Origin of the sequence: Streptomyces sp. NPDC020192 (assembly GCF_044388685.1) — a bacterium.
Taxonomy (GTDB): Bacteria; Actinomycetota; Actinomycetes; order Streptomycetales; family Streptomycetaceae; genus Streptomyces.
In genome coordinates, this window is the sequence record NZ_JBIRXG010000033.1 from 66036 (window position 1) to 74943 (window position 8908).

Here is an 8908-nt window from a genome sequence, read left to right on the forward strand (position 1 = left end):
GCCGCTCCCGCCGCCCGCACCGCGCGTACGGTGGCGATACATCCCGTCTGGAGGCACCGATGAGCGCGCAGCCCGAGGAAGCCCCAGCCAAGGCGTTGGAGGACTCCCGCCACACCTACAGCCTCACCCCGCTGGCGTCGTCCGTACCTGGCAGCTGCGTCTGGCCGCGGCCCCGGCCGTCGACACCTACATGGACGCCGGCCGCGGCGAGACCGGCTTCGTGGACCTGGCCGACGTCCTCGGCGCCCGCCGGTGACCGATCAACCATGGGCGGTGCGCCTGTCCCCGCACGCCGCGAAGACGCTCACCGAACTTCCCGAGCACGCCAAGGAGATGGTCCGCGACGTTCTCGACATCGCGGTACGTGCCCCTGGGGTTGGCCCCAGTGGAACGCCGGCGATGCGGAGGGCGAGGACTCGCGCCGCCTCCATCAGGCAGCTGTCCGTGGTTCACGCGGACCCTGGGCACCGGTGAGCGGTGCCCAGGGCGTGTGGGGGTGCCGGTCAGCCGAAGTCGCCGGGCGTGTAGTTGCCGCCGGGGATGCGGTTGATGACGCCGAGGCGGTTGGAGGAGTTGATGATGGCGATGAAGGCCACCAGGACCGCCAGTTGCTCCTCGTCGAAGTGCTTGGCGGCGTTGGCCCAGGCCTCGTCGGTGACGCCGCCGGCGCCGTCGGCGATGCGGGTGCCCTGCTCCGCCAGCTCCAGCGCGGCACGCTCTGCGTCGGTGAAGACGCTGGACTCCCGCCAGGCCGCGACCAGGTTGACGCGCGTGGTGGACTCCCCGGCGTGCAGGAGGTCCTTGGAGTGCACGTCCGTGCAGTAGCCACAGCCGTTGATCTGGCTCGAACGCAGCATCACCAGGTCCTGGATCGTCCTGGGCAGCGACGACTCCGTGATGAGCGTCCTGCTCGCCGAGGCGAAGTGCTTCAAGGCCTTGGCGACGACGGGGGTGCCGAGCAGGTTCAGACGCGGTTCCATGATGAACTCCTTGCCGCTGGCCGGGTGTACGTCTCAGTGGGTACGTCACTGAGACACCGCGAACCGGCGGCCTGTGACACGTCCCGAGGTGTGGCAGCCAGTCAGCAACCGTGTGAGGCAGTCAGGGACCGCACCCTCGCCGTGATCACTACGATCCCTCTCACGCCCCCAGGGGCGTCACGCACCCGATCCAACTGTCACGCCCGCGTGTCACGGGCTGGCTCGGCCCGGAACCACGGGCTCGTTCGAGGGCGTGAGCTGCCGACGGCAGATCAGCACCCTCTGTTACTGGTGGTTGCCACGGCGTAGCGTGACAGGTACACGCCTGGCACGCCGTGCGTCGCGGTGAGCGCTGAAAGGGAGAGTTGTACAAGCAGGAGATGTGCTGGACGGGCGCTACCGGCTGATCAAGCCCACTCGCCAGGCCTGGAGCTTGTTGATCAGGCCCTCGACGGTGTTCCTCTCCTTGCATAGGCCGACGTCGTGGTTGCGCACATGCAGCCGGTCGATCGACGCGCGGGTCGGATCAGTTGCGCGTGGTGGGTGGTGGGCCGGTGACGGTGGTGAGCTGGAGCTTGGTTTCGTCCTCGCTGCCGGGCACGGCGGTCATGATGACGATCTTGAGCTCGGAGTCGCCGTCGGTCAGGACGTCGCAGTCCACCGTGACAGGGCCCACCGACGGGTGGTCGATGGTCTTGTGGTCCTCGCGGTGCGCGGCCACCTCTCCAGTGGCCCATAGTTCGGCAAACCTCTTGTTGCCCGCGTTCAGTTCACGGATCAGCGTGGCCAAGCGGCTGTCCTGGGGGAAGCGGCCGGTGGCGCGGCGCAGGTCGGAGACGACGGCGGCGTCGGTGGCGTCGGGGTCCGCCTCGGTCACCGGCCACAGCGCGAGGTGGGCGGGGCCGGCATCCACCGGGAACCTGTCGCGGGCGAAGTTGCGCAGCCTTGGCGGCGAGGCGGTGGGGTCGCCCAGCAGCGCGGCCCACCCGCGGTTCCACCACGCCAGTTGCCAGTCCGCGGCGAACACGGCGACCGCCGCGTCCCCGAGGCGGGCGAGCACCCGCTGCATGCCGGGCGGAAGATGGTCAGAGATCGCGCCGCCCGCCGGCGGTACGAGCTGGACCAGCCGGTACAGGTGGTCCCGCTCGGCGGTGGACAGCTGCAGGGCGCGTGCCAGGGATGCCACCACCGACGCTGAGGGTGTCGTGGCCCGCCCCTGCTCCAGGCGCACGATGTAGTCGACCGATACCCCGGCCAGGTCAGCCAGTTCTTCGCGCCGTAGCCCGGCCGCCCTGCGCCCGCGGGCCACTGGCAGCCCGGCGGCCGACGGGGGCAGCCGATCCCGCCATGTGCGGATCATCGCGCCCAGTCCGGTTCCGGGTGTCGTCGACATGATCTCCATCCTCCCGCACCCCCGGTCGTGCGTGTGGACGCAAGGGTGGTACTGGTCTTCCTACCGCTGAAGCGTCCCTGGTCCGCCTCCCTCGTCAAGGCAAGCATCGAACGCATGACCATCACCTTCATCACCGGAGCCAACAAGGGCCTCGGCCGCGAGACCGCCCGCCGCCTGATCGAATGTGGCCACACCGTTCTCGTCGGAGCCCGCAACCGCGAGCAGGGCGAGGGGATCGCCGCCGCGCTCGGCGCACGCTACGTCCCCATCGATGTGACCGACGACGCGTCTGTGGCCGCCGCAGCCGCGAACGTCACCGAACACGAAGGCAGGATCGACGTCCTGATCAACAACGCCGGTGTCCACGGTCCCATCGGCGATCCCAGCGACCTCACCGCCGCCGACGCCCGTGCCGTTCTCGACGTCAACGTCATCGGCGTCGTCCGCACCACCACCGCGTTCCTGCCGCTGCTGCGCCGCTCGGACGACCCTGTGATCGTCAACGTCAGCAGTGGCATGGGCTCGCTCGCCCTCACCCACGACCCCGACCGGCCCGAGTCGCACGTCATCGCGCCGCTGTACACCTCCTCGAAAGCAGCGCTGACGATGTTGACCACGCAGTACGCCAAAGGGCTCAAGGGTATCCGCGTCAACGCCGCCGACCCCGGCTACACAGCGACCGACCTCAACGGTCACAGCGGCCCTCAAACCGTCACCGAGGGCACGGACGCGATCGTCGCCCTCGCCACCGAGAAGCCCGGCGCCGGCACCGGACGCTTCCTCTCCCGCCATGGCGAGATCGCCTGGTCCTGAAACCCAACTGACGGACCAGGAGTGGGAGTTCATCGGATCGTACCTGCCGATCGGCGAGTACGGCTCGTACCCCGAGCGGCTGCGGCAGCAGTTCGAGGGTGTGATCTGGCGGTTCAAGATCGGCGGGCAGTGGCAGGAGATGCCGCACGAGTTCGGCGCTTGGTCGACCGCCAAGGCGACGCTGCTACCCCTCCTACACCTACGACGACGAGTGGGCACTGATGGTGTTGCTGCCGACCTTGGCCTGCGAGACCAGCAAGGGCGGCCGGCCGGAGAAACACCCGCGCCGCGAGGTGGTCGATGCGATCCGCTACGTCGTGGATGCGGGATGCAAGTGGCGCCGAAGACAGAGAGACTCAGGTGCTGTGGACATGGGGATCTTTGGCCGACTGCCCGGTGGTGCTGGACTTCGACGGTATCCAGGTGGAGGTTTGCCACTGGAAGCTCGATGAACTGTCGATCAGCCGGAACACGAGCGACACCGCGGCGACCATCACCGGGTGGGAGTCGTTCGAGCTTACGCCGCAGTGGCCCGGCGGGGGTGGGGACGTCGGTGAGTCGCTTCAGTAGCTGGTCGAGGGCGGCTTGTCCGTCGTCGACGGCCGCGCGTTCGTCGTCCGTCAGGTGGGATGGTCGCGAGCATCTTCTGCAGGTTCTCCTTGGCCTTCAGGAGCTGGCCTTTGCTGGAGGCCTTCGGGGTGTAAAAGCCGAGGTCGGGCACGAACTTCGGCTGAGGGCAGGAGAGTTCGAGAGTCCGTCTGCTCGCGTTGTGTTCGTGGAAGTGGCTGATGGCGTCGGTGCTTGGTCTGCTGGAGGCCCGGGAGAAGAAGGTCCGCGTGGAGGTGGCCCGGCTGCGCGAGGAGGCTGAGCGGATCACGGCCGCGCTCAGTGCGGCGGAAGCGCAGCTGGAGCGGCTCGGCCAGGCTCGCGAGACCGTCACAGAAGTGCCGGCCGAGCCGGACGCCGAGAGGACGGGGCAGGTCCGGGCCGCTGCGGGTGACGGGCTCGACGATGCCGCCTCGCGTCGAGGGTGTCGGCGCGGAGGTGCTTGCTCCGGGGTACCAGCGGATCGTGTCGGCCCTTGCCGCGGCGGAGGCCGACGGCGGCATGCGGGCGAAGCGGATCGCGCTCGCCCTGGGCGAGAGGGCGATTCCGGCCCGGGTGGAGGGGGGTGCGCTCGCGGCGGAAGCGGCTGGCCGCGCGGGGCTGGGCTGCCGAGGTGGGGCCGGGCCTGTTCACCGTCTGCGAGGGGCCGGTGTCGGCGGCCGCGTGAGGAAGGCATCCCGGCGGCGCCTGGCCAAGCGGGCGTTCATCTGCATGGTCATGGACCACAGCACCATGGCCTCGTGCATCTCAGGCAGCGTCTCGACGTCGCGCACCAGACGCCTCGAACGGACCAGCCAGCTCGGCCTGCGCTCCGCTACCCACCTTCTCGGCAGCACCACGAACCCGTGGTGTCGTCGGAACGTTTGACGATCTCAAGGGCGAGGCGGAGCTTCTCGGCGGCCCAGGCGACGAGCCGGCCCGCGTAGCCGGAGTCCGCCCACACCAGGCGGATGGACAAGTACCGTTCCCGCAGCCGGGTGAGCAGCGGCACGGCGGCGTGGCGGTCCTGCACGCTCGCCGCGGTCACCAGCACCGCCAGGACCAGGCCGAGACAGTTCACCACCACGTGCCGCTTCCGCCTACCCACGTTCTTCCCGCCATCCCATCCCGACGTTGACCTGAGGATGTTCGCCGTTGCCCGGACCGACTGCGAGTCCACGATCGCCGCACTCGATCCCGGGCTGCGGCCCGCCGTCGCACGCTCCCGGTCGCGGAGCCGGTCGTGGAGCTCGCCGAGCAGACCGGCCGCCTGCCGGCGTCGGGCGAAGGCGTGCACCCGCTTGAAGGGCGGGAAGTCCGCAGGCAGGTTCGACCACTTGATCCTGTTGTCGACGACGTGAAGCACGGCGTCGAGCATCTCGCGATGGCAGTAGCCCTCCGGCCGCCCGCCCCGCCTCTGGGGCCACGCCGGCATGGGCAGCAGCCGGCGCAGCTCCTGACACTCGGCCTCCGTCATGTCCGAGCCGTAGCACCCGACTCGGTCCGGATGATCGGCCGCGTTCCCGAACCGGTGCGACCCGTAGCTCGGCTGACTCGCATCGCCCAGCTACCAGGAGGCCCCCTCTGCATGCATCGGTCCCGGTGCGAGCACCCGATGAGGAACCGGTATTCGAACCGACAGCAGGGTCGGCGGATGGCTTCTCAGATGGCGGTCGAGAGTGCTACGTGACGCCATTGGTCGAGTTCACGTCGCACCAGATCCAGCTTCGCCTCGACGCGCTCGACCGCGTCCGCACCCAACTGCAGGCGCAGCGGTGGCTCGGCGGCCTCGGTGAGGTCGACGATGGCGTTGGCTGCCTTCATCGGATCGCCTGGCTGACGGCCGTCGTTTTCGGCCAGTGCCTCGCGCACCGGTCCCGCGCCGGCGGTGTAGTCCACGATGGCGGCTGGTTCGACCTGGATGCTGGAGCCGCTGAGGAAGTCGGTGCGAAAGCCGCCCGGCTCCACGATCGTGACGTGCACGCCGAGTGGGGCCAGCTCGCCGTGCAGCGCCTCGGAGATGCCCTCCAGGGCAAATTTCGACGCACCGTACAGGCCCACCGCCGGAGCGGTGGCGAAGCCGCCCACGGAGCCGATGTTCACGACGTGTCCGGATCGCTGGGCGCGCAGTGTCGGCAGGGTCGCCCGCAACGTGTTCAGCACGCCGAACACATTGACGTCGAACAGTGCCCGGGCAGCCTTGTCGGAGGTCTCCTCGATTGCGCCCACCAGGCCGTAACCCGCGTTGTTGACGACGATGTCGATCCCGCCGAACTTCGCCAGGCCCGCCTCCACCGCAGCCGTCAGCTGCTCCGGTTCGGTCACGTCCGCGCTCACCGCCAGCAATCCCTCCGGCTTCTCCGGGTGCGCGCGGAGCACCGCCGACCTGTCCTTCGCGGTAGCGATGACGCTGTGCCCGCGGTCCAGCGCCGCACGCGTGATCTCCGCGCCGAGCCCACGCGATGCACCAGTGACAAACCAAACACTCATGTTCTCCCACATTCCGATCGCCCCGATGGCCAACGGCTCGACGCTAGAACCTAGAGTCGTGTCTAGATCAACAGCTGTGTGATGGGGAGGGCGTTCATGGATCTGAGCATCGGTGAGGTGGCGCAGCGCAGTGGGCTGAGCGTGCACGCTCTGCGGTTCTACGAGCGGGAGGGCCTGTTTGCCAACCCGGTACGCCGCCTGTCCAACGGCCGTCGGATCTATCACGAGGAAGATCTGGAGTGGCTGGCGATCTGCACGAAGCTGCGTTCCTCCGGCATGTCACTGGCAACGATCCGGCGATACATCGACCTGGTCCGCCAGGGCCCGGGCAACGAACATGAACGCCTCGAGCTGCTGCGCCGGCACGAAAACCACGTGGAGACTCAGATCCGGGAGCTGCAAGAGATCTTGGATGTGATGCGGTACAAGGTGCGGACCTACGAGGAGCATGTCGTCCGCGGTGAGGCCGACCGGCTCTGGAATCCGTCCCACCCGGACACCGCACAAGCCGGCACTCGGCAAGAGGGCCACCCGCCAGAGGGCGCGTGATCAGCCGGTTACGGAATGCGTGGAGTCGGCACGCCACATCTGCCGTTTCGGCACCCTCATCGCCCAGTCCGCCGGCCTTCGCGCCATCCGGCTGCACACCGCCTGAGAGCAGCGATGCCGTTATCAGCCTGCGGGGACTGAGCGACAGGACGAGCTCAAGCAACTCCACAGAGAAATAACGGAGTTGAGACGGCGAACGAGATCCTCAACGCCGCCTCGGAAGGTTCGAACGACGAGTGCACCAGCTTATCGTTCCTGTCGTCCTTGAAGACGTGGTCCTGCAGCGAGTTCAGGGAGTCCTGGCAGGCACGGTCACAGCCATCGCCGCTGTGCGGTACCGGGTTGTCGGCTGCGTAGGTGTAGCCGCGCAGCTTCTGCGGGTTGGCGGCCTCGAACACGGGGGCGACGCTGGTGAAGCGGCCCAAAGAGGAGCTGTTCGTTCGCCGCACACGGCTGATGCCCCGGCGGATTTCTGCACCGGGGTATCGGCCGTCAGTCCTCAGACCGACCAGGCTATTGCGGTTGCCCCGTCCAGTTCTCCGGAACGAGTGGTGCGGGCATCAGGTACGCGGCGAAGGCGATCTGGCACAGGAGCTGGAACACCAGCGGCTGGGGAAAACTCGCCCCGAGGAGAGGCAATGCGAAGAACGCCATCGGGAAGGCCAGCCCCGCACGGAACTTGGTGACGTCCATCTGCGTGTGAGCCAGGCCCGCGAGGAGGGCGAGGAGCAGCGTCGGTATGCCGATGAAAGCCAGCATGCCGAAGCCGAGCCGCATGACGTCGGTGAACGAGTCCTCCGAGGACACGAGAAGGGCGATGATCACCCATGCCACGGTATGCAGGGCCACATACGTCAGGACCAATCGCCCTATCCGCTCCAGCACTCGGCGCACGCCGGGGCCGGCCGAGGATTCCGTGTCCCGCGTCAGCATCCCGTCACGCACTTCCCGTCCGTCCAAGTCGTGTTGATCTTCGTGCCCATCAGGGGTCGAGTCCATGCCGCTCTCGCTCGCCATGTGATCCGTAGCGATCACACGCGGCGCCTGGTTGGTCCGATACTGGACCACTTCCGTATCAGGATAGGCGTCCCCTGCCGGCTCACGGTGACGGAGGTCTGCGTCGCCTTGATCTTGATGTTGTTGTCGACCGCGCAGAAGTTCATCAGGCTGTTGACGCCGTGCACGCCGATGTCAAGCTGATCGGGGGTCGACTTGTGTCCGAGGGTGTCGACGTCCACGACATTGTCGCCGCCCCAGGTGTCGCCCGGCCACCCCTCGAGCTTCAGCGGGTTGGCATGGATCATCTCCCTCGGATCGTCGACCATTTTGGTGCGGGCGAGGAGGCCGGCCCCATCTGCCACGAGATGCTTCGAAGGACTGGTGTGGGACGGGCTGATCGCAAAGGTGCACTGGCCCAATTCGGTGTTCCACACGAGCGACATCCGATACGGCAGGTCCGGGTCCATGGATGCCTCACCAGCTTCGTGTGGATGAAGAAGGTCATGCGGATGACGCCTCCGTTCGCGCCTTTCCCGACATTGAACTTCCCGCGGACCGACCCATTGGACGTCGCCCCACAGCCGGCGTCCAGGACGTCGTCCATCATGTCGTCGACGGTCGGCGGCACCTTGCTGTCATTGCCGCCACCGACGCTGCCGTGAGTGGGGCAGACGGGTGAAGCAGTGCCTTATTCGGAACCGCAGATCCGTCGGAGACCCGTGGGGTCGCTGTTGGCTAGGGGGTTGTCGCCTGCGTAGGTGTAGCCGCCCAGCTCCCGCGGGTTCGCCGCCTCGAACACGGGGTCGACGCTGATGAAGCTGCCCAGGGTCGGGTCGTACTTGCGGGCGCCGACGTCGGTGTAACCGGTGGCGGTCGCCGCGGTGATTTTCCGGTTCTGCGTCGCGGCGGCAGGTCTCGGCCTGGTGGGCCGGGGTGGCAGGTGGTCGGCGGGGGCACCGGGGTGGTTGCGTGTGCCCTGGATCCGGGCCGGCTTCCTGGCGGGTGGGTTCCGTGTTTTCTCACCCGTTCGGGGGCGGTGGAAACGCCCGGAGGGAAACGGGTGGCGACGGCGCGGTCCGATGTGCCCGTGGGAGGCGTT

General features: G+C 68.1%; 11 protein-coding genes and 2 pseudogenes. 5 read left to right on the plus strand and 8 right to left on the minus strand.

Going from position 1 to position 8908, the window contains the following annotated elements:
* Window positions 1-503: 503 nt before the first annotated feature.
* Window positions 504-980: a carboxymuconolactone decarboxylase family protein gene (locus tag ACH47Z_RS39690; RefSeq protein WP_399083012.1), complete on the minus strand. Its 477-nt coding sequence runs from the start codon at window positions 978-980 to the stop codon at window positions 504-506.
* 526 nt (window positions 981-1506) lie between these two features.
* Window positions 1507-2373 carry a helix-turn-helix transcriptional regulator gene (locus ACH47Z_RS39695; protein WP_399083015.1) on the minus strand — a complete coding sequence of 289 codons (867 nt, stop codon included), beginning with the start codon at window positions 2371-2373 and terminating at the stop codon, window positions 1507-1509.
* A gap of 114 nt (window positions 2374-2487) precedes the next feature.
* Here ACH47Z_RS39695 and ACH47Z_RS39700 point away from each other — a divergent pair, with 114 nt between their 5' ends.
* From ACH47Z_RS39700 to ACH47Z_RS39715, 4 genes and pseudogenes are all read left to right on the plus strand, one after another.
* Window positions 2488-3186, plus strand: a complete 699-nt coding sequence (locus ACH47Z_RS39700; RefSeq protein ID WP_399083018.1) for an SDR family NAD(P)-dependent oxidoreductase — start codon at window positions 2488-2490, stop codon at window positions 3184-3186.
* Window positions 3164-3355: pseudogene (locus tag ACH47Z_RS39705) on the plus strand (transposase); the annotation flags it as partial. The gene ACH47Z_RS39700 and the pseudogene ACH47Z_RS39705, both read left to right, overlap by 23 nt.
* 52 nt (window positions 3356-3407) lie before the next feature.
* A pseudogene (locus tag ACH47Z_RS39710) lies at window positions 3408-3542 on the plus strand (transposase); the annotation flags it as partial.
* A 4-nt stretch (window positions 3543-3546) separates the two neighbouring features.
* Complete coding sequence (locus tag ACH47Z_RS39715) at window positions 3547-3756, plus strand: hypothetical protein (RefSeq protein WP_399083056.1); 210 nt, start codon at window positions 3547-3549, stop codon at window positions 3754-3756.
* Window positions 3757-4606: 850 nt separating this feature from the next.
* On the opposite strand, the gene ACH47Z_RS39720 is transcribed toward ACH47Z_RS39715, so the two are convergent.
* Window positions 4607-5248, minus strand: a complete 642-nt coding sequence (locus ACH47Z_RS39720; protein WP_399083021.1) for a transposase — start codon at window positions 5246-5248, stop codon at window positions 4607-4609.
* A gap of 185 nt (window positions 5249-5433) precedes the next feature.
* Complete coding sequence (locus ACH47Z_RS39725) at window positions 5434-6261, minus strand: oxidoreductase (RefSeq protein WP_399083051.1); 828 nt, start codon at window positions 6259-6261, stop codon at window positions 5434-5436.
* A 96-nt stretch (window positions 6262-6357) separates the two neighbouring features.
* Here ACH47Z_RS39725 and ACH47Z_RS39730 point away from each other — a divergent pair, with 96 nt between their 5' ends.
* Window positions 6358-6810 (plus strand): MerR family transcriptional regulator, encoded by a 453-nt coding sequence (locus ACH47Z_RS39730; protein ID WP_399083024.1) that lies wholly within the window; start codon window positions 6358-6360, stop codon window positions 6808-6810.
* 155 nt (window positions 6811-6965) lie between these two features.
* Here ACH47Z_RS39730 and ACH47Z_RS39735 read toward each other — a convergent pair whose 3' ends face one another.
* The 4 genes from ACH47Z_RS39735 to ACH47Z_RS39750 all read right to left on the minus strand — a co-directional run.
* Window positions 6966-7208 carry a hypothetical protein gene (locus ACH47Z_RS39735; protein ID WP_399083026.1) on the minus strand — a complete coding sequence of 81 codons (243 nt, stop codon included), beginning with the start codon at window positions 7206-7208 and terminating at the stop codon, window positions 6966-6968.
* A gap of 115 nt (window positions 7209-7323) precedes the next feature.
* Complete coding sequence (locus ACH47Z_RS39740; RefSeq protein WP_399083030.1) at window positions 7324-7827, minus strand: hypothetical protein; 504 nt, start codon at window positions 7825-7827, stop codon at window positions 7324-7326.
* Window positions 7828-7841: 14 nt separating this feature from the next.
* Entirely contained in the window at window positions 7842-8276 is a 435-nt protein-coding gene (locus tag ACH47Z_RS39745) for a hypothetical protein (protein ID WP_399083033.1), read from the minus strand.
* 221 nt (window positions 8277-8497) lie between these two features.
* A partial coding sequence (locus tag ACH47Z_RS39750) for an RHS repeat-associated core domain-containing protein (RefSeq protein ID WP_399083036.1) occupies window positions 8498-8908 on the minus strand: 411 nt, incomplete at its 5' end.